Source organism: Planktosalinus lacus (genome assembly GCF_014640155.1).
GTDB lineage: Bacteria > Bacteroidota > Bacteroidia > Flavobacteriales > Flavobacteriaceae > Planktosalinus > Planktosalinus lacus.
Genome location: NZ_BMGK01000001.1, coordinates 239083 through 258731, shown reverse-complemented (window position 1 = coordinate 258731; position 19649 = coordinate 239083). Strand labels below are relative to the sequence as shown.

Annotated in this window: 21 protein-coding genes; 20 read left to right on the top strand and 1 reads right to left on the bottom strand. The window is 37.8% G+C overall.

The features are described 5' to 3' along the window. Window positions 1-30: 30 nt before the first annotated feature. From IEV69_RS01270 to IEV69_RS01250, 5 genes are all read left to right on the top strand, one after another. The gene (locus IEV69_RS01270; RefSeq protein WP_188438665.1) at window positions 31-1329 is read left to right on the top strand and encodes a T9SS type A sorting domain-containing protein; all 1299 of its coding nucleotides are present in this window, start codon (window positions 31-33) and stop codon (window positions 1327-1329) included. Between the two features lie 65 nt (window positions 1330-1394). Then, window positions 1395-2699: a T9SS type A sorting domain-containing protein gene (locus IEV69_RS01265; RefSeq protein WP_188438664.1), complete on the top strand. Its 1305-nt coding sequence runs from the start codon at window positions 1395-1397 to the stop codon at window positions 2697-2699. Window positions 2700-2833: 134 nt separating this feature from the next. Next, window positions 2834-4126: an aminopeptidase P family protein gene (locus tag IEV69_RS01260; protein WP_188438662.1), complete on the top strand. Its 1293-nt coding sequence runs from the start codon at window positions 2834-2836 to the stop codon at window positions 4124-4126. A 49-nt stretch (window positions 4127-4175) separates the two neighbouring features. Then, on the top strand, window positions 4176-4946 hold the full coding sequence (locus IEV69_RS01255) for an alpha/beta fold hydrolase (RefSeq protein WP_188438660.1): 771 nt from the start codon (window positions 4176-4178) through the stop codon (window positions 4944-4946). Between the two features lie 67 nt (window positions 4947-5013). After that, window positions 5014-5271 (top strand): DUF1660 family phage protein, encoded by a 258-nt coding sequence (locus IEV69_RS01250; protein ID WP_188438658.1) that lies wholly within the window; start codon window positions 5014-5016, stop codon window positions 5269-5271. On the opposite strand, the gene thiL is transcribed toward IEV69_RS01250, so the two are convergent. Then, window positions 5253-6308, bottom strand: a complete 1056-nt coding sequence (thiL, locus tag IEV69_RS01245) for a thiamine-phosphate kinase (protein ID WP_188438656.1) — start codon at window positions 6306-6308, stop codon at window positions 5253-5255. The genes IEV69_RS01250 and thiL overlap by 19 nt on opposite strands. A 167-nt stretch (window positions 6309-6475) precedes the next feature. Here thiL and IEV69_RS01240 point away from each other — a divergent pair, with 167 nt between their 5' ends. The 15 genes from IEV69_RS01240 to IEV69_RS01170 all read left to right on the top strand — a co-directional run bounded on the left by IEV69_RS01240 (window position 6476) and on the right by IEV69_RS01170 (window position 19515). Then, window positions 6476-7888 (top strand): choice-of-anchor B family protein, encoded by a 1413-nt coding sequence (locus tag IEV69_RS01240; RefSeq protein WP_188438654.1) that lies wholly within the window; start codon window positions 6476-6478, stop codon window positions 7886-7888. 16 nt (window positions 7889-7904) lie between these two features. After that, window positions 7905-9248 carry a hypothetical protein gene (locus IEV69_RS01235; RefSeq protein ID WP_229741255.1) on the top strand — a complete coding sequence of 448 codons (1344 nt, stop codon included), beginning with the start codon at window positions 7905-7907 and terminating at the stop codon, window positions 9246-9248. Window positions 9249-9254: 6 nt separating this feature from the next. Beyond that, a complete protein-coding gene (locus IEV69_RS01230; protein WP_188438650.1) occupies window positions 9255-10013 on the top strand; it encodes an MbnP family protein in 759 nt (252 codons plus the stop codon). Further along, window positions 10013-11086, top strand: a complete 1074-nt coding sequence (locus IEV69_RS01225) for a cytochrome-c peroxidase (RefSeq protein WP_188438648.1) — start codon at window positions 10013-10015, stop codon at window positions 11084-11086. Before IEV69_RS01230 ends, IEV69_RS01225 begins: the two co-directional genes overlap by 1 nt. A gap of 125 nt (window positions 11087-11211) precedes the next feature. Beyond that, window positions 11212-11541 (top strand): HesB/IscA family protein, encoded by a 330-nt coding sequence (locus IEV69_RS01220; protein WP_188438646.1) that lies wholly within the window; start codon window positions 11212-11214, stop codon window positions 11539-11541. A 15-nt stretch (window positions 11542-11556) separates the two neighbouring features. Beyond that, the gene (sufB, locus tag IEV69_RS01215; protein WP_188438644.1) at window positions 11557-13005 is read left to right on the top strand and encodes a Fe-S cluster assembly protein SufB; all 1449 of its coding nucleotides are present in this window, start codon (window positions 11557-11559) and stop codon (window positions 13003-13005) included. A gap of 32 nt (window positions 13006-13037) precedes the next feature. Continuing rightward, on the top strand, window positions 13038-13403 hold the full coding sequence (locus IEV69_RS01210; RefSeq protein WP_188438641.1) for a hypothetical protein: 366 nt from the start codon (window positions 13038-13040) through the stop codon (window positions 13401-13403). Between the two features lie 6 nt (window positions 13404-13409). Continuing rightward, window positions 13410-14165 carry a Fe-S cluster assembly ATPase SufC gene (sufC, locus tag IEV69_RS01205; RefSeq protein WP_188438639.1) on the top strand — a complete coding sequence of 252 codons (756 nt, stop codon included), beginning with the start codon at window positions 13410-13412 and terminating at the stop codon, window positions 14163-14165. Between the two features lie 62 nt (window positions 14166-14227). Next, window positions 14228-15541, top strand: coding sequence for a Fe-S cluster assembly protein SufD (sufD, locus tag IEV69_RS01200; RefSeq protein ID WP_188438637.1), 1314 nt, complete (start codon window positions 14228-14230; stop codon window positions 15539-15541). Between the two features lie 32 nt (window positions 15542-15573). Then, the gene (locus tag IEV69_RS01195; RefSeq protein WP_229741253.1) at window positions 15574-16812 is read left to right on the top strand and encodes an aminotransferase class V-fold PLP-dependent enzyme; all 1239 of its coding nucleotides are present in this window, start codon (window positions 15574-15576) and stop codon (window positions 16810-16812) included. 12 nt (window positions 16813-16824) lie between these two features. After that, window positions 16825-17265, top strand: coding sequence for an META domain-containing protein (locus IEV69_RS01190; protein WP_188438635.1), 441 nt, complete (start codon window positions 16825-16827; stop codon window positions 17263-17265). Continuing rightward, window positions 17255-17677, top strand: a complete 423-nt coding sequence (locus IEV69_RS01185) for a SufE family protein (RefSeq protein WP_188438633.1) — start codon at window positions 17255-17257, stop codon at window positions 17675-17677. Before IEV69_RS01190 ends, IEV69_RS01185 begins: the two co-directional genes overlap by 11 nt. Window positions 17678-17683: 6 nt before the next feature. Further along, a complete protein-coding gene (locus tag IEV69_RS01180; protein WP_188438631.1) occupies window positions 17684-18013 on the top strand; it encodes a DUF59 domain-containing protein in 330 nt (109 codons plus the stop codon). 16 nt (window positions 18014-18029) lie between these two features. Further along, complete coding sequence (locus IEV69_RS01175) at window positions 18030-18533, top strand: DUF2480 family protein (protein WP_188438629.1); 504 nt, start codon at window positions 18030-18032, stop codon at window positions 18531-18533. A 73-nt stretch (window positions 18534-18606) separates the two neighbouring features. Further along, the gene (locus tag IEV69_RS01170; RefSeq protein ID WP_188438627.1) at window positions 18607-19515 is read left to right on the top strand and encodes a DUF3078 domain-containing protein; all 909 of its coding nucleotides are present in this window, start codon (window positions 18607-18609) and stop codon (window positions 19513-19515) included. Window positions 19516-19649 lie beyond the last annotated feature (134 nt).

Here is a 19649-nt window from a genome sequence, read left to right as displayed (position 1 = left end):
CGTTTAATAATGAATGTGAAAGACCACACTATGAAATATCTAATTTTTGTATCAATCCTCTTGATAAACTATCCTGTGACGGCACAGGAGGTGACCGTGCCCGACCCCGTGTTTATGGATGTCTTGCTCAACGAGCTGGTGATAGACCAGGATTTTGACGGTTTCCCTGACAGCCCTGTTGATTTTAACCAGGACGGCATCATTGACCAGCAAGAGGTGGGTATGACCCTCAATTTACACCTTGTAGGCTATGACATTCAATCGTTTGAAGGCATTGACCAGTTTCCTTCCATTTTAGAGTTGTTCATTACCAATAACAATTTCAGCGCCATTGATATGTCCGGCCTTCTTAGCCTCAGGGAAGTAAGCCTCTCCAGCAGTCAACCCATTGATGAAGTTATTTTCCCAAATACCGAAACACTTAAAGAAATTAAAATAATCAATGGAGAACTACCCGCTATGGATGTTAGTATGCTCCCCAATTTAGAAGTTCTTTTGATAGGCGGCAATAACCTGAGTGAACTGGATCTTACTCAGAACACACAACTTTTAAGGATTTGGGGTGATAACAACAACCTTTCAGAAATAGACCTGAGTCAAAATGTAAATCTAACACATCTCAGTTTAGACCAAAACAACCTTTCAACCATAGATGTAAGCCAGAATTCAAGCTTGATCAGTATACTAGTAACTGACAATCCATTGACAGAAATTGATGTCGCCCAAAATCAAAATTTAAAAGGGTTGACCATCAGTGGCACTGAAATCACAAATGTTGAACTTAGCCAAAACCCTGAATTAATGCAGTTTGTCAGTGAAAACACCCCCCTGGAAGGAACACTTGATTTATCAAACAATCCTGAGTTTTTGAGCATGAGGGTTAATAACACCAATCTTACAACGATTGACATTCAAAATGGAAACAATCACAACATCAACACCTTAAATATTTATGAAATTACTGTTTTAAACAACCCAAACTTGCAATGCCTTCAAGTTGATGATGAAGCTTATGCAACCCAAATGATCAATGAAGGCTTGTGGGAGGTGGACCCTGAGGTAATCATCAGTGAAAACTGCAACCTTTCAACTCTAAATCCTGACCTTTTGGAAGTGGCATACTACCCCAACCCTACAAACGGTTGGCTCTATATAAATTCCGGGTCTGTAGTGATTGAGCAACTCACCCTTTTGGACGCTTCAGGAAAACAACTGGATGTTTCACTCCAAAACAATCGAGTAGACCTTTCTAAACTATCACCCGGCGTCTACTTCCTGAGGTTAAAAACAAACAAAGGGCATCTTGTTGAAAAAGTTATTCGTAATTAAACTTGAATGTTAAAAATCAACAACCTCCAAGCGATGAATTGTTGAGGTTACTATATAGTATAAAAATGAAAAAAATAATTCTAGCATTTATATTCTTGATAAACTATCCTGTGACGGCACAGGAGGTGACCGTGCCCGACCCCGTGTTTATGGATGTCTTGCTCAACGAGCTGGTGATAGACCAGGATTTTGACGGTTTCCCTGACAGCCCTGTTGATTTTAACCAGGACGGCATCATTGACCAGCAAGAGGTGGGTATGACCCTCAATTTACACCTTGTAGGCTATGACATTCAATCGTTTGAAGGCATTGACCAGTTTCCTTCCATTTTAGAGTTGTTCATTACCAATAACAATTTCAGCGCCATTGATATGTCCGGCCTTCTTAGCCTCAGGGAGGTAAGCCTCTCCAGCAGTCAACCCATTGATGAGGTTATTTTCCCAAATACCGGGTCCCTGAAGGAAATTCGTTTAATTAACAATGGCTTACCATCAGTTGATGTAAGCATGCTCCCCAATTTAGAACGCCTCTGGTTAAGTGGCAATAACCTGAGCGAACTGGACATTACTCAAAACACGCAACTCTTAAGACTGATGGTCTATGACAACAACATTACAGAAATAGACCTTAGTCAAAATGTAAATATTACCCACATACACATGGGCAATAACAATCTTTCAGCCATAGATATTAGCCAAAACTCAAGTCTAATAAGTATTAGCGTATATGACAACCCATTGACAGAAATTGATGTAACCCAAAATCAAAACTTAAAAGGGTTGACCATCAGCGACACTGAAATCACAAGTGTTGACCTGAGCCAAAACCCCGAATTAATGCAGTTTGTCAGTGAAAACACCCCCCTGGAAGGAACACTTGATTTATCTAACAATCCTGAGTTTTTGGGAATGCAGGTTAAGAACACCTATCTTACAGCGATTGACATTCAAAATGGGAATAATCACAACATTAATACCGCTACCTTGAATGCTTATGAAATTACTGTTATAAACAACCCCAACTTGCAATGCCTTCAAGTTGATGATGAAGCTTATGTAACCCAAATGATCAATGAAGGCTTGTGGGAGGTGGACCCTGAGGTAATCATCAGTGAAAACTGCAACCTTTCAACTCTAAATCCTGACCTTTTGGAAGTGGCATACTACCCCAACCCTACAAACGGTTGGCTCTATATAAATTCCGGGTCTGTAGTGATTGAGCAACTCACCCTTTTGGACGCTTCAGGAAAACAACTGGATGTTTCACTCCAAAACAATCGAGTAGACCTTTCTAAACTATCACCCGGCATCTACTTTCTGAGGTTAAAAACAAACAAAGGGCATCTTGTTGAAAAAGTTATTCGTAATTAAACTTTAACGTCTCAACTCCTTTGAGTAACTTTGTTTTTTCCGCTTTATGCGGAAGTAATTAATGGAGATATGAACCTGTCTGCCGAAAGGCAGGCTTTTAATTTTGAGACTCCCACCTACACGGGAATTTAGTTATGAAATACGAAACTATAGACAAAGCCCTCTACATTAAAAACCGCAACAACTTTATGGCGCAAATGAAGCCTAAAAGTTTGGCCGTTTTTAACTCTAATGACATTTACCCCATCAGTGCAGACAGCACCATGCCGTTTCAACAAGCACGTGATATACTTTATTTAAGCGGTGTAGACCAGGAAGAAAGCATACTGCTGTTATTTCCTGATGCCCCGGATCCTAAAAACAGGGAAGTGTTGTTCCTCAAAGAAACCAATGAGCATATTGCCGTGTGGGAAGGTGAAAAACTCACCAAAGAACGCGCGTTTGAAGTGAGCGGCATCAAAACAGTTTACTGGTTGCAGGAGTTTGACAAAATCTTTTTTGAACTCATGACACAGACGGAGACCATCTATTTTAACACCAATGAACACTACCGTCAGGCGGTGGAAACCCAAACCTGTGAAGACCGTTTTATTGCAAAAACAAAAGAAAAATTTCCTGCTCACCAGTGGGCAAAAAGCAATCCCATCCTGCAACGTTTGCGCAGTATAAAAGACCCTATCGAAATCAAACTGATGCAAAAAGCCTGTGATATTACCGAAAAAGGCTTCCGCAGGATATTGAATTTTGTCAAGCCCGGTGTGATGGAATATAATCTGGAAGCTGAGTTTATGCACGAATTCCTGAATAATCGCTCAAGGGGATTTGCCTATACCCCCATTATCGCCAGCGGTAACAATGCCAATGTGCTGCACTACATTGAAAACAATCAGGAATGCAAAGCGGGTGATTTAATTTTACTGGATGTGGGAGCCGAATATGCAAACTACTCCAGCGATATGAGCCGTACAATTCCGGTTTCAGGGAAATTCACTCAACGACAAAAAGAAGTTTACAATGCTGTAAACCGCGTTAAAAATGAAGCAACAAAACTCCTTGTCCCCGGTGCGCTTTGGAAAGAATACCACGAGGAAGTGGGCAAACTGATGACCTCAGAGTTACTTGGCCTCGGTCTTTTGGACAAAGCCGATGTTCAAAACGAAAACCCCGACTGGCCGGCTTATAAAAAATACTTTATGCACGGCACTTCACACCACATAGGTTTGGACACCCACGATTATGGTATCCTGTGGGAACCCATACAACCCAACATGGTGTTTACAGTAGAACCGGGAATTTATATTCCACAAGAAGGTTTTGGAATTCGTCTGGAAGATGACGTAGTGGTTCAGGAAAAAGGAGAGCCTTTTAATTTGATGCGCAACATTCCGATAGAAGTGGAAGAGATTGAAGAGTTGATGAATGGATAATTTTTTAGTGGTCTATAATCAGTAGCAGTGTTCAGTTAAATAAAATCAAATGTTGCTGAATTATAAATCTTCTAGTTTTTATTATACGCGTCAGGGCAACGGAAACACATTGGTGTTACTCCACGGTTTTTTGGAAAATCAAACGATGTGGGACCCCTTTATTTCCCAACTATCAAATAATCATACCGTTATTACCATCGATTTACCCGGACATGGAAAAAGTGACTGTTTGGGTTATATTCATACTATGGAGTTAATGGCTCAAGTGGTTCAAGCTGTATTATTAAAGGAAAATATTTCACGAGCTAAATTTATCGGGCACTCAATGGGAGGGTATGTAGCTTTGGCTTTCGCCGAAATATTTCCTGAAAATTGTACAGCAATTGTGTTGTTAAACTCCACTCCAAAAGCAGATTCCGCTGAGAGAAAGGAAAACCGCGACAGGACCATCGCACTGGTTAAAAAGCATAAAAATGTTTTTTTAAGTATGGCAATTACAAATCTCTTTGCAGAACAAAACAAAGAAAAATTTGCCCATGAAATTGAAGTGCTAAAAAAAGATGCTTTAAAAATGAAAACTCAAGGCATCATTGCTGCACTTGAAGGAATGAAAATTAGAAAAAACCGGTCTCATTTTTTAAAAAAGTTTGACAAAATTAAAATTATCATAGCAGGTAGTTTAGACCCTATCATGCCGGTTTCAGAACTAAAAACCATTGCAGAAACAACCAATTCCCGGTTAATAATTTTAAATGGAGGCCATATGAGCACCATAGAGAACAGGCCTGAAATGTTAAATTATATGCATTTCATCGAATAATATTGCCTTTTGTCGGGTATATGTAATTTTTTATTACTTTTAAACCTTAACAAAAATACTCCGACACATGGAAAAAGCTACCCCCAAAGCAACCTCACCATTCGGAAAAATAATTTGTGCTACCGTTGGGCACAATTATAAAGAAACCAAAAAAATTAATGATGTTATTTCAGAGTATCGTTGCAGCTGTTGTGGCCATGAGGTAACAGACAATGTCAATGGATTGATTGAAGCGCTCACTCCAAAAATGAAAGAAATCAACTCATGTCTTTCAGCATTTATTCAAAAGAAAATGAGAAGAGCGTCTTATTCAGAAGTTTCCTGAAATGAATTCCAACCTCTTGCTTTCAATGGAATTTTAGTGTTAGCTCTTGTAATTATATGCATACCTTCTTTTTGATGGGTCATATGTCCAATGACCGTTAAGTGAGGGTTGCCTTTTATTTTAGGAAAATCTTCGGTAGAGATAGTAAATAACAATTCATAGTCCTCCCCTCCGTTTAGAGCAATCGTTGTGCTGTCTAAATTAAACTCTTCACAAGTTGAAATTACCTGAGGATCCAAAGGTATTTTATCTTCATATAAATTACACCCCAGTTTTGAATTTTTACACAAGTGCATGGCCTCTGAAGAAAGTCCGTCACTAATATCTATCATCGCTGTGGGCATCACTTCAAGAGCTTTGAGAAGTTCACGAACGTCTTTTCGTGCTTCGGGTTTTAACTGTCGTTCAACCAAATATACATAAGGTTCCAAATCTGGTTGATTATTAGGGTTAACTTGAAATACTTGCTTTTCTCTTTCCAAAACCTGTAAACCAAGATAAGCCGCACCTAAATCTCCCGTGACAACAATCAAATCGTTTTCTTTTGCGCCATCGCGATAAACAAGCTCCTCTTTCTCAGCAAAACCAATAGCGGTCACACTAATAATCAATCCTCGGGTTGAAGAAGTGGTGTCTCCACCCACTACATCAATATTGTAAATTTTAGCAGCAGTTTTGACGCCTTCATACAATTCATCAACCGCTTCAAGCGGAAACCTGTTGGAAATGGCAATGGAAACAGTTATTTGAGTAGCTTCAGCATTCATAGCATACACATCTGAAAGATTCACCACCACCGCTTTGTAACCTAAATGTTTTAAGGGCATATAACTCAAATCAAAATGTACACCTTCAATCAATAAATCTGTGGTGACAACCATTTGACGATCCTGTTCAAAAATCACAGCGGCATCATCACCTATTGACTTTAAGGTGGATTTTTGAACTATTTTAAAATCTTTGGTTAAATGATCAATAAGACCAAATTCACCCAGGGTTGAGATATCTTTAATAGAGTCAGACTTTTTCTTGCTCATAGAAACTTTCTTTAAGAAGCAAAACTAAAACAATTTTTATCAAACGAGTGTTTTCAAGCTGTCTATAACACAAAATTGGCTAACATAGCTCTATTTTTAACAAGATTATAAATAAATTTACTAACAAATTATTGTAGTATTGTAGCCTAAACAAAAAACAACATCGAATGAAAATTAAATTACTCCCCCTGTTTCTTCTTTTTAGCGGATTTCTATTTGCTCAAATCCCTTGTGAAAATGGCTTTGCCGGTTCATATCCTTGTGATGGTTATGATTTGCAGTCTGAAATTGATTTAGGCATACTTTCAGCGGGTGCAGGAAATGATAGTTGGGGATGGACAGACCCTGATACAAATAAAGAATATGCAATTATGTGTGTTTCAAACGGTACTGCTTTTATAGATATTTCAGACCCCGTAAATCCAATATATCTTGGTAAGCTTCCCACACAGACTGATCCAAGTACTTGGAGAGATGCCAAGGTTTATAACAACCACGCCTTTATTGTCAGTGAAGCATCGAATCATGGTATGCAAATATTTGATTTAACACGACTAAGAAACGTAAACAATCCACCTGAAACGTTCACAAACGATGCTCATTATGATGGATTTGGTAGAGCACACAATATTGTGATCAATGAAGAAAATGGGTATGCATACGCTGTTGGTACTTCATCTTTTAGCGGTGGTCCACACATTGTTAACATTCAAAACCCAACAAACCCTGTATTTGAATCTGGTTATAGCAGTTCAGATTATACACACGATGCACAAGTGGTATTTTATGAAGGCCCAGACCCAGACCATGCCGGTAAAGAACTCTTTATTGGAAGCAATGAAAACGAAGTTGTTATCCTGGATGTAACAGACAAAAACAACATCCAATTGATTAGCAATGTTACCTTTACAAGTACAAGTTATTCTCACCAAGGTTGGCTAACAGAAGATCATAGATACTTTTTAATGGGTGATGAGTTAGACGAACTAAATTTTGGGTTTAATACCAGAACAGTGATATTTGACTTTACAGACCTTGACAGCCCTTTTCAAACGTTTGATTATACCGGCCCAACAACTGCAATTGATCACAACGGTTATGTGAGAGGTGATACATATTATTTGGCTAATTATCACGCAGGTTTGAGAGCAATTGATATTTCAGAAATTGACAATCAAATAATGACAGAAGTTGGTTATTTTGACTCGCGCCCCGGGGATGACAATACCGGATTTGGTGGTGCTTGGAGTGTATATCCCTACTTTGCAAGTGGAAATATAGTAATAAGTGATGTTGACAGAGGCTTCTTACTTGTTAAGGATCCCAACTTTTTATCAACAGAATCACAGTCTAAACCGACTTTTAGCATTACGCCTAATCCGGCTCAAGATTTTATTACAATTAAATCTCAGGAAACACCTATTAACGAAATTAGAATTCTAAATACGCTGGGCCAAGAGGTAATCTTAATTGAAAACAATCATACGATGGGCAGAACATTAGACATAAGTTCATTAAACAATGGAATGTATTTTGTAATACTCAATGGTAACACCACAAAAAAAATAATCAAAAAGTAACATGCTTTTTAAAAATTTGACCCCAAATAGTGCTCTTATTTTACTGGTATTTATGCTTGTCGTTAGCTGTAAGAGTGATGATGACGTCATAAATTCAGATGACACCCCGGGTCAATTTTTAGGTGAAATAGAATGGGCAAAAACATTTGGTGGTTCACGTGAAGATGATGCCAATTCCATTATTGAAACTACTGATGGGGGCTTTGCGGTTTTGGGATATACTCTGAGTAACGATGGAGACATTTCAGACAAAACAAGTACCGATGCTGATTTTTGGGTTTTCAAAACTGATGCAGACGGTAACCTCCTGTGGAGCAAAACTTATGGTGGGTCGTCTGACGACAGAGCTACAAAAATCATCAATACATCCGATGGTGGTTTAGGTGTAATAGGCTATACCAGAAGTAACGATGGTGATGTATCCCTAAATAACGGTTTTTATGATTTTTGGTTATTAAAACTTGATAACTCCGGAAATATCCTTTGGGAAAAAACATTTGGATTTACAGGAAACGACCAGGGTCAGTCTTTAATTCAAACCACTGACGGTGGATATTTCCTTGCAGGGTTTATGGATTTTGACGGAAGGTCAGTCTCACAGCCTGTAAATAAATCCGGTAATCGTCACGGCGTAGGTGAGTTTTGGGGCATCAAAACAGACGCCTCAGGAAACCAACAATGGGATACCTATTTTGGAGGAACCAGCAACGATCGGGCTTATGATGTTGTGCAAACACCCGATGGGGGATTCATAATGATTGGCAATAGCGAAAGTGAAGATTTTGACATTACAGACCCTAAAGGAAGTTACGACTTTTGGGTTGTAAAAACTGATGCCTCAGGAGCAATGGAATGGCAAAAAAACTACGGCGGCTCTGGAATTGAAATCGCTTATTCAATCTCAAAAACCAATGATGGGAATTTCCTCATCCTGGGAGACACCAGAAGCAACGATCAGGATGTTACAAACTCAAAAGGAAACGCAGACTCATGGTTGTTAAAAATAAATGAAACCGGAGATTTACTGTGGCAACAAACTTATGGTGGAGCACAGTTTGACACCGGTCGTAAAGTAATTGAAAAACAAAATGGGGAGTTAATCCTTTTTGGAACCTCCAGAAGCAACGACCAGGATGTCTCTGCCAATTATGGCCAAAGTGACTTCTGGCTGAATATAACCGATGCCAATGGAGATTTGATTTTTGAAAAAAACTATGGAGGTAGTAATCTGGAGTTTTGTAACTCAGGGATATTAACAACTAATGGAAATATTGTCCTTACGGGAAGCACAGAAAGCAATGATTTTGACATTCCCAATAATCAAGGGTCAAAAGACGTTCTATTAATAAAATTAAAGTAATCTACAATGAAAAAAACCTTAATACTACTTGCGGTAATTACACTATTTAGTGCCTGCAGTAGTGATGATGACAAAGTAAATAATCTTGACTTATCATTCAAATTTAACCACAACTGGGACAATCAAAATCTAACATTTGATGATTTTGGCTCAACCACTTATACCAATGCAAACGGTGACCAGTTGTCACTTGACCGCTTGCGTTACATTGTTTCAAACATCACTTTTTACCAGGAAAACGGTCAAACAACACAACTCTCAGGATATCAACTTTTTGATTTATCAGATGAAGAAACCTTAAACTTTACCTTCAATGCAAATATTCCTGAAGGAGAATATACTGTCATTTCCTTTACATTGGGACTCGATGAACAATACAATATATCTGGTGCCTATGCAGACCTAAACTCAGTTTCCTGGAACTGGCCTGAAAATTTAGGTGGTGGTTACCATTTTTTACAAATGGACGGCACTTATGAAACTACTGAAGGTGCTCAACCTTTCAATTATCATATGGGAACTGCCCGTGTGGGTGAAAACACCTATGAAGCAAATTACAGAACCGTATATCTTTCTTCAGACTTTACGTTAAATCAAAACACCACTTTTGAATTCAATATGAATGTTGCTGAATGGTTTAAAAACCCGCACACCTGGGACTTGAATGAGTTCAACACAGAACTGATGATGAACTACACAGCACAAAAAATGATGTATGATAATAGCGGTACAGTATTTAGTTTAGGTGATATTACGACCCCCTGATGCGTTTAAAAGTTGTTATACTATTTGGTTTAATTATTTCAATTGTCGCCTGTAATTCAAGTGACGACAGTAATGAATATGTCGCAACTCCACAACCCCTCGAAATACCTGAACTATTCTCCCAATTTTTATCTGAACCTGTAATTCCTGCTTCAAATCCACAAACTGAAGAAGGTGTCGCATTGGGAAGAAAATTATTTTTTGACCCCGTTCTGTCCGGAAATGGCACACAAGCTTGTGCAGACTGTCACCGCCCACAGAATGCTTTTTCAGATCCACTTCAATTTAGTGTGGGTATTGACGGCATTGAAGGGTTCAGAAACTCCATGCCTCTTCAAAATTTAGCATGGAATTTCCAGGAAAAATTTAACTGGAACGGAAGCGCAACAACACTCGAAAAACAAATTTTTGAACCGGTCACAAACCCAATTGAAATGAATAATACCTGGCCCAATGTTGTGGCCAGTCTTCAAAATCACAATGAATACCCAACACTTTTTAATGATGCTTTTGGAAGTTCCACAATAGATTCTGTTTTGGTTACAAAAGCAATTGCACAATTTGTAAGAACGCTCACCTCTGCAGATTCGCGTTTTGACCGCCATCTTTTAGGTGAAACCATTTTGACACCACAAGAATTAAACGGCTTCAATGTTTTTATGGATGAAGATAGGGGTGATTGTTTCCATTGTCACGGTAATTCCTTCAATCCTCTTTGGACCGATAATACGTTTCACAACAACGGCCTCGATGAATCCTTTACAGATTTGGGACTGGGCAGTGTAACAGGCGACCCCCGTGACAACGGAAAATTTAAAGCACCTTCGCTCAGAAATCTTGCTTTTACTGCCCCTTATATGCACGATGGCCGCTTTGAAACCCTGGAAGAAGTAATCAATCACTACAGCGAAGGACTGGTGTTTTCTGAAACCATAGATCCTTTGATGAAAGCTGTTGCTCAAGGCGGTGTACAACTTTCTGAAGAAGACAAGGCAGACTTAAAAGCGTTTTTGTTATCACTTTCAGACCCCGAGTTTATCAATAATCCAGATTTTCAAGATCCCAACGAATAGATTTTTGACCCTTTATTTCCATCACAAAAAGCTATACTCCCATCTAATTTTATAATTTATCTAACACCAAAAGACAGTATAAAAATTGTATATTTGTGCCATTATTTAGAACAAATCTACTTAAGATGATAAAAGTAAGTGATACTGCTAAAACAAAACTCGCTCAGCTGATGGCTGAAGAGGGGTTTCATGTTGAAACAGACTTTGTGAGAGTAGGCGTTAAAAGTGGTGGTTGTTCCGGCTTGTCCTATGAATTAAATTTTGACAACAACACCCTTGAAAACGACAAGCTTTTTGAAGACAATGCCGTCAAAATTGTGATTGACAAGAAAAGTTTTCTTTATCTGGTGGGCACTACACTAGAATACAGTGGAGGTTTAAACGGAAAAGGGTTTGTGTTCAACAACCCAAATGCAAACAGAACCTGTGGCTGTGGAGAAAGTTTTTCGTTATAACGAAATAAAAATACTATGAGTAAATATACCGAAGACGACTTACAAAAGGAACTGGAAACCAAAGAATACAAATATGGTTTTTATACAGACATCAAGTCTGACACATTTCCTATTGGTCTAAATGAAGAAGTAGTAAAAGCCATTTCTATAAAGAAAGAAGAACCTGAATGGATGACCAAATGGCGATTGGAATCTTTTAGATACTGGAAAGAAATGATTGAACCAGAGTGGGCCAATGTGCATTATCAAAAACCCGACTTTCAAGCCATTTCTTATTACTCTGCTCCCAATTCTAAACCCAAATATGATAGTCTTGATGAAGTAGACCCTGAGCTATTGGACACTTTCAAAAGACTGGGCATCTCGATTGATGAACAAAAAAAATTGGCCGGAGTGGCAGTTGACATTGTAATGGATTCTGTTTCAGTAGCAACAACTTTTAAGAAAACACTTGCTGAAAAGGGTATCATTTTTTGTTCCATTTCCGAAGCCATCAAAGAGCACCCTGAATTGGTTAAAAAATATCTTGGAACCGTGGTTCCTCAAAAAGATAACTTTTATGCTGCTTTAAACTCAGCCGTTTTTAGTGATGGTTCATTCTGTTATATTCCAAAAGGTGTTAAATGCCCAATGGAATTGTCAACTTATTTTAGAATCAACCAGGCAGGCACAGGGCAATTTGAAAGAACCCTTGTTATCGCTGACGAAGGAAGCTACGTGAGCTACCTCGAAGGTTGCACCGCACCCTCAAGAGACGAAAACCAACTGCACGCGGCTGTGGTTGAATTAATCGCTTTAGACAATGCAGAAATAAAATATTCAACCGTCCAAAACTGGTATCCCGGAAATAAAGAAGGAAAAGGAGGCGTCTATAATTTTGTTACAAAAAGAGGCCTTTGCGAAAAGAACGCCAAAATATCCTGGACCCAGGTAGAAACAGGAAGTGCCGTTACCTGGAAATACCCAAGTTGCGTGCTGAAAGGTGACAACTCCATAGGAGAGTTTTACTCCATTGCAGTCACCAATAACTTCCAGCAAGCAGACACCGGAACGAAAATGATTCACCTTGGAAAAAACACCCGAAGTACAATCATTTCTAAAGGAATTTCAGCAGGGCAATCTCAAAACTCTTATCGCGGACTCGTTCAAATTAGTCCCCGTGCTGAAAACGCCCGCAACTTTTCACAATGTGACTCTTTGTTAATGGGAAATAAATGTGGCGCACATACATTTCCATACATAGAAGCAAAAAATAAAACCGCAAGAATTGAACACGAGGCAACCACCTCAAAAATTGGTGAAGACCAGATTTTTTATTGTAATCAACGCGGTATTGATACAGAAAAAGCAATTGCATTAATCGTAAACGGATTCAGCAAAGAAGTACTAAACAAACTTCCAATGGAGTTTGCCGTTGAAGCCCAAAAACTATTGGAAATAAGCCTAGAAGGCTCAGTTGGATAAATTAACAATCAATCAAATTATACTTTAAACCAATGAAAAAGATTTTTGTTTTATTTAGTGCGCTTGTTGTTTTCACAGCATGTAAAAACAATGAAAATACCTCTGAAACTAACGAAGAGGCTAAAGAAATTTCAGCAGACTTTATCTACCTTGATGATGCTGCTGTTTTAAAAGGAGATGACTTCATTTATGGAGTTAAAATTGACGATAAGGCAAAGGAACTGGCAAAGCAAGTAGAAACGGTTAAAGCAGATGAATTTGACATGGTTCCTGTGGTCATTAAAGGTGTAGTAAACAAAAAAGCAGATAATGAAGACGGTTGGGAAGATATAGTTACAATTACAGAAATTATTACTGTAAGCAAAACGCCTTCTAAGCCAGATGTAAAACTTGAATAGATAAAAATGTTAAAAATCAATAACTTACACGCAGGTGTTGAAGATACCGAAATTTTAAAAGGGATTAACCTTGAAGTTAATGCAGGTGAAGTACACGCTATTATGGGACCCAACGGTTCCGGAAAAAGCACCTTGGCATCTGTCATAGCTGGTAAAGAAGAGTTTGATGTCACAGAAGGAAACATCCTTTTTGAGGCTGAAGATATCGCAGAACTCGCCCCCGAGGAACGCGCTCACAAAGGGATCTTTTTGTCTTTCCAATATCCTGTGGAAATTCCCGGTGTATCAGTTACCAATTTCATAAAAACAGCAATCAACGAAGGCCGGAAAGCACAAGGCCTTGATGATATGCCTGCCAATGAAATGCTTAAAAAAATAAAAGAAAAAGCTGCATTATTTGAAATGGACAGAAAGTTTCTTTCACGCTCACTCAACGAAGGATTTTCAGGCGGTGAGAAAAAAAGAAATGAAATTTTTCAAATGGCAATGCTCGAACCCAAACTTGCAATTCTTGATGAAACAGACTCAGGCTTGGATATCGATGCTTTGCGCATTGTAGCCAATGGAGTCAATAAGCTAAAAAGTGATAACAATGCCGTGTTGGTAATCACCCACTACCAACGGTTATTAGACTATATAATTCCGGACTTTGTGCACGTAATTTTGGATGGAAAAATAGTTAAAACCGGAACAAAAGAACTCGCCTATGAGCTCGAAGAACGCGGTTATGACTGGATCAAAGAAGAGGCTAAGACCGTATAATTGTTTCTGGTTTTTAGAGTTTATACTTGAACCAAAAACTTTTAACCATTAATCATACAAACATGAGCTTAAAAGATAAATTAGTTTCCTCATTTTTTGCATTCGAAGACTATATCGATGCAGATTCTCATATCCACGAGATAAGAAACAAAGCCATCAAAACATTTGAGGAAACAGGTTTCCCTACAAAAAAGGAAGAGGCCTGGAAATACACCTCGCTCAATTCCGTTTTAAAAGAAGACTATTGCGTCTTTCCTAAAAAGGAAAATTCAGTTGAATTTAAAGAGGTAAAAAAATATTTTCTGCATGAAATAGACACTTATAAGATTGTGTTTATCGACGGAGTTTATAACTCATTTTTATCTGAAACCACACACGATAAAGTAGACGTTTGTTTGATGTCATCAGCCTTAAGTAAACCCAAATACAAAGCAGTGATTGAAAACTATTTCAATAAAGTTGCCAAGAGCGACAGTTTGAGCTCGCTAAACACTGCATTTGCTAAAGAAGGTGCCTATATCTTTATACCTAAACACCGAGAAGTTGAAAAACCAATCGAAATAATCAATTTTGCAACAGGAAATGAAGCAGCACTTCTACTGCAACCCAGAAACTTGATTGTCGCAGAAGAAAATGCCCACGTTCAAATCATTGAACGCCATCAAAGTCTTACCGACAATGCAGTGTTCACAAATGTGGTCTCTGAAATATTTGCAGGCAAAAACAGCTCAATTGACTTTTATAAGGTTCAAAATGACAATCACGGCGCCTCATTGATTGACAACACATTTATATCACAAAAAGATGGTAGCAATGTGAGTGTACACACCTTTTCTTTTGGCGGAAAACTAATCAGGAACAACCTGAATTTTTACCAAAAAGGGGAACACATCAATTCCACTTTAAAAGGAATTACAATCATTGAAGACAAACAACATGTTGACCACAACACGCTGGTAAACCACATAGAACCCAATTGTGAAAGTCACCAGGATTATAAAGGCATCTTTGCCGAAAAATCAACCGGTGTCTTTAACGGGAGAATTATTGTTGAAAAAGAAGCTCAAAAAACCGATGCCTTCCAGCAAAACAATAACATCCTTATTGACGATAAAGCCACAATCAATTCAAAACCACAATTAGAAATTTTTGCTGATGATGTAAAATGCTCCCATGGCTGCACCATTGGGCAACTTGACGAAGAGGCTCTATTTTATTTGCGATCAAGAGGAATTGCTAAAAAAGAAGCCCGTGCACTGTTGATGTATGCTTTTGCCAGCAATGTGTTAGACAGTGTTAAAATTCCCGAAGTAAAAGCCCGCATCACAAAGCTTATCGCTAAAAAAATTGGTGTGAACCTTGGGTTTAACCTGTAAGAGGTTTATTCCTTAATAAAAACCATTCTGAAATGATGACGGAAAATAAAAGCACTCCTTTTGATGTTGAAAGTATTCGTAAAGACTTTCCCATTCTTTCCAGAAAGGTCAATGGATATCCTTTGGTTTATCTTGACAATGCCGCTACTTCCCAAAAACCATTGGCTGTAATTGACGCTTTGGTTGATTACTATTCAAATTACAATGCCAATATACACCGTGGAGTTCATACGCTTTCACAGGAAGCAACAGATGCTTATGAACAAGCGCGCGAAAAAATTCGTGTTCATTTCAATGTTCGGCAATCAAAAGAAATAATTTTTACATCTGGAACAACACATGCTATTAATCTGGTAGCTTCAGGTTTTAGATCCATATTACAAAAAGGTGACGAAGTAATTGTCTCTACTCTTGAACACCACTCCAATATTGTGCCCTGGCAAATGCTTTGTGAGTCAACAGGAGCCGTTTTAAAAGTACTTCCCATAAATCAGGAAGGAGAACTTGAAATGAATGAGTTCTCAAGAATGGTGTCCCCTAAAACTAAGCTGGTAGTTGTAAACCATATTTCAAATGCCCTGGGAACAATCAACCCCATTGAAGAAATAATTAAAATCACGCACAACGCCGGAGCAGCTGTTTTAATTGACGGCGCACAGGCATGTGCTCACATCAAACCCGACTTACAAGCACTTGATGTGGACTTTTATACCTGTTCTGCTCACAAAATGTGTGGACCCACAGGAGTGGGAATTCTCTTTGGTAAGGAAGAGTGGCTTTCAAAACTACCACCCTATCAGGGAGGTGGGGAAATGATCAAAGAAGTCACTTATGAAAAAACCACTTATGCAGATTTACCACATAAATTTGAAGCCGGAACCCCCAATATTGCAGGAGGGATTGCCTATGGTGTTGCGTTGGATTATTTAAACAAAATTGGTTTTGATAAAATTGCTCAATATGAAAACCAGTTACTTCAGTACGCCACTGAACAGCTCCTTGAAATAGAAGGATTAAGAATTTTTGGAACCGGCAAAAACAAAACTTCGGTAATTTCTTTTAACATTCAAGGTATCCACCCCTATGACATTGGCACAATAGTTGACAAATTAGGCATAGCAGTACGCACAGGACATCACTGTGCTCAACCCTTAATGGATTTTTATAACATTCCGGGAACTGTGAGAGCTTCATTTGCATTTTACAATACATTTCACGAAATTGATGTTTTGATTAAAGCTGTGAAGAAAGCAAAACAAATGCTAACCTAAAATTTAAAAACTATGAAAACTTTTTTATCAATTATTACAATCGCAGCGATATTTTTAACAAGCTCTTGCGACGAAACTCAAAAAGTAATTAATACCGCAAGCAACGTGCAGTTAAACGGAAACTATAAAATTAATACTGTTTTAGAAGAAAGTTATTCTTCAAAAAACCTTGTTTTAGGGTTTGATGCCCTTAATAAAGCAATGAATGCTACAACAGAATGCAATAACCTTTTTGGCAGTTATACCATAGATTTATATGCCATCAATTTTGGGGATATTGCAAGTACAAAAAAATATTGTGAAGGAAAAATGGATGCTGAAAAGGAAATAGCTGAAGCACTTGAAAAAACAGGCTCTTTCTCACTTGAAGAGGGACAATTAAAGTTCTTTTCGGCAAACGACCGTTCACTTCTGCTCACTGCGACAAAGATTAGAGAAACCAATGGAAATTAAAGAAATACAAGAAGAAATAATAGACGAATTTTCATTTTTTGATGACTGGATGCAACGTTATGAACATATGATTTCTCTTGGAAAATCATTGCCCCTCATTGATGAACAAAATAAAACAGATGAGTATCTGATAAAAGGTTGCCAATCAAAAGTTTGGGTATTTCCGGAATTCAAAGATGGAAAAGTATATTTTACGGCAGACAGTGATGCCATTATCACTAAAGGAATTGTTGCACTTTTACTAAGGGTGTTTTCAAACCAAACCCCCCAGGACATTTTAAATGCAGACACCTCCTTTATAGATGTAATTGGATTAAAAGAGCACTTATCACCCACCAGAGCCAATGGATTGGTTTCGATGATCAAGCAACTTAAAATGTATGCTCTCGCCTATCAATCTCAATTAAATTAAAAACGTATGGAAACTGAAGAAAAAATTAACACCCAGGAACTTGGTGAAAAAATAGTCAAGGTTTTAAAAACCATCTATGACCCTGAAATTCCTGTTGATATTTATGAACTAGGATTGATTTATGATGTTTTTGTCAATGAAGATTATGAAGTAAAAGTCATAATGACCCTAACAACCCCCAATTGTCCGGTAGCAGAAAGTCTTCCGCAAGAAGTGAGAGACAAAGTTGCTTCACTAAAAATGGTTAAAGACGCCGAAGTAGAGCTTACTTTTGACCCTGCCTGGTCTCAGGAGTTGATGAGTGAAGAAGCAAAACTTGAATTAGGAATGTTGTAAACATCTTCCCGGTTTTATGGACGAAATCATCAATAAAGTAGCTAACAGCAAATTGATCACCCTTAATCTTGAAGATTACTATCCAGAGGGTGAGCGTGTAGTTTTTGATGTTAAAAACTGGCTTTATGAAGGCTTAATTTTAAAGGAAAAAGATTTTCGCGAAAGCGCAAAAAACTACGACTGGAGTCAATATAAAAACACATATGTTGCCTTAAATTGCAGCTCAGAAGCCATCATTCCAGGATGGGCATATTTACTACTCACAACTTATCTCTCTCCTTTTGCAAAAAAAATAGTTGTCGGCAGCTTAACAGATTTAGAAAACACCCTGTATACTGAAATCATTCAGCAGACAGATTTTTCTGATTTAAAAGGTCTTCCCGTAATCATTAAAGGTTGTTCAAATAAACCGGTGCCGGAAAATGCTTCGGTATTATTGATACAAAAAATTCAACCTTTGGTTAAAAGCCTTTTTTATGGTGAAGCCTGCTCAAGCGTACCATTATTTAAAAGAAAATAAGGACCTTTTCAAAAATTCAATCCTGATAAATAACTTTAGTTAAAAAATGTATTTTTGTAATAAAACACAAAACATGAAAAGAATATTTATTTCACTTTTTGCAGCTTTGACTGCCATTTCAAGCTTTTCTCAAGAAGAAGAGGATAAACCAAAAGACGGATGGACAAAATCTGGTAACTTTTCACTTTTGTTCAATCAAGCAGCTTTTAATGCTGAATGGACAGGTGGAGGAACTTCAAATATCGCTGGGAATATTTCACTTACCTATGATGTGAATTACCGAAAAGGAAAGTTAACCTGGGACAATCGTTTTATGGGTGATTATGGTTTAACAAAAATTAAAGGAGACGATTTTGAACGAAAAACTAACGACCGTCTCGAAATCAATTCCGTTTTAGGATATCAGATTAATGAAACTAACTGGGCCTACTCCTTCTTTACAAATTTTAGAACCCAGTTTGCAAAGGGATATGACTTTGATGATTCTACAAATCCTGTTACTCGAATTGAGACTACTCGTTTTATGTCACCGGGGTATCTGCAATTTGGTCCCGGTATGCTTTGGAAAAAAAGCGACAATTTAAAAGTGAATATCGCTCCGGCAACTTCCAGAATGATTTTTGTAAACAGCCGGTATACAGATGTTGGCAACGACCCTGCAGCAATTGAAGCTTTTAATCTAAGTCCATACTTTGGAGTAGAAGCCAATGAAACAATGCGTTTTGAGTTTGGAGCATCCGTCTCAGGATATGCTAAATTTGATTTAGTTGAAAATGTGACGATGGAAAACATCTTAAACCTGTATTCTAATTATCTTGAAGACCCTCAAAACGTTGATATAGATTATATAATGAATATGGTGCTGAAAGTAAATGATTATTTGTCTGCAAATGTGATTTTTCAGGCGATATATGATGACAATGCCGTGAAAGGTTTTCAAATTAGAGAAGTTTTGGGGATAGGTTTGAATTATAAGCTCTAATGCCCTTTTTTGTGTCAACATAACCACCAAGGTGTTATCTTATTGGAAGGCAACACCTTTTTTTATTTATAACAATAGTACTACATTAAAAATCGCTAAAGTTATTTAGTATATTGCACTCAAATATTTACTTT